Origin of the sequence: Herbaspirillum sp. VT-16-41 (genome assembly GCF_001994935.1) — a bacterium.
Classification (GTDB): domain Bacteria; phylum Pseudomonadota; class Gammaproteobacteria; order Burkholderiales; family Burkholderiaceae_D; genus Herbaspirillum; species Herbaspirillum frisingense.
The window spans coordinates 1-1115 of record NZ_MUXB01000194.1 but is presented as its reverse complement, the minus strand read 5'-3'; the positions used below and the strand labels follow the sequence as shown (position 1 = coordinate 1115).

Sequence of the window (1115 nt, the reverse complement as noted above, 5' to 3'; positions counted from 1 at the left end):
AGTAACTTAGCAAGCTGTATCGCTTCTTCCTTATGGTCATTGACGTCTTTAAGCATAATATATTCATACGTAATTCGACGATTTTTCTTCTCTAGATAATACTTAATTGCTGGCATTAACTTTTCTACTGGAAATGCCTTATTAATCTTCATAATACTAGTACGTAATTCGTTATTAGGTGCATGTAGGGAAACAGCAAGATTCACTTGACTATCTGTATCAGCAAATTCATAAATCTTATGAGCTAGACCACTTGTAGATATCGGAATATGTCTGGCACCAAGATATAACCCACGATCATCGTGCACTACATATAAGAAAGTCATTAGGTTGTGGAGGTTATCAAAAGGCTCCGCTATTCCCATAACTACGCTATGTCTAACGCTCTTCGTGGGTGTACAATCTGGCGTTGGCGTCGGTGGCTTGCCGCAGGGCTTCCTCAACCTCGCGCGTCATCCGCTCGTAATCCTCCGGCCACAGCGCTTGCTCCATGCGCAGCGACGCCTGACCCAGCAGGTGCAGCAGGCTGAACAGCCGCATGTCGTTGGTGGCGACGATGCGCTCCCGAATCTGCTCCTGAATAGCTTCGCTAGCCCGATGCGCTTGTGGTGTGGCAGTCCCCTCGTAGTCAGCGGGGAATTCCGCTTCCTCGGCAATCCTTGCCCAGGCGCTGGCCAGCGCCTCGATGGTTGACGTGCTCATTTCCGCCGCTCCTGTGCTCTTTGGCGAATCAACCGGCCAAGGGGCCTCGACGCGAAAACCAGCAGCATCGCCAGGTAGAGGGGATGTTCGTGCAAATGATGCTGAAAAGCATGCGCGAAGCCCTGCCAAAAGACGGTATTTTCAGCAGCGATTCCACGCGGATGTACACCAGCTTATATGACCAGCAAATTGCCCAGCAGATGACGGCAGGCAAGGGGCTGGGACTGGCCGATATGATGGTACAACAGATGTCCGGCGGGCAGGCGCCGGTTGCTGCGGGTGACCAGATGCAGCAGGTGCCGATGAAATTCGATCCCGAAACCATCAACACTTATCAAAGCCAGGCTATTACGCAAATGGTGTGTAAGGCACTGCCGAAAGCGCCGGAAAATAGTGACGAGCCGCTGAGCGGT

General features: G+C 51.5%; 2 protein-coding genes and 1 pseudogene. 1 reads left to right on the top strand and 2 read right to left on the bottom strand.

What is annotated here, in order from left to right; genetic code table 11:
* Both BTM36_RS26395 and BTM36_RS26390 read right to left on the bottom strand, forming a co-directional pair.
* A pseudogene (locus tag BTM36_RS26395) lies at positions 1-326 on the bottom strand (23S rRNA (adenine(2503)-C(2))-methyltransferase RlmN); the annotation flags it as partial.
* Positions 327-378: 52 nt separating this feature from the next.
* Positions 379-702 carry a hypothetical protein gene (locus BTM36_RS26390; protein WP_077238558.1) on the bottom strand — a complete coding sequence of 108 codons (324 nt, stop codon included), beginning with the start codon at positions 700-702 and terminating at the stop codon, positions 379-381.
* Between the two features lie 95 nt (positions 703-797).
* Between BTM36_RS26390 and BTM36_RS26385 the strand changes: the two genes are divergently transcribed.
* A partial coding sequence (locus BTM36_RS26385; RefSeq protein ID WP_254427106.1) for a rod-binding protein occupies positions 798-1115 on the top strand: 318 nt, incomplete at its 3' end.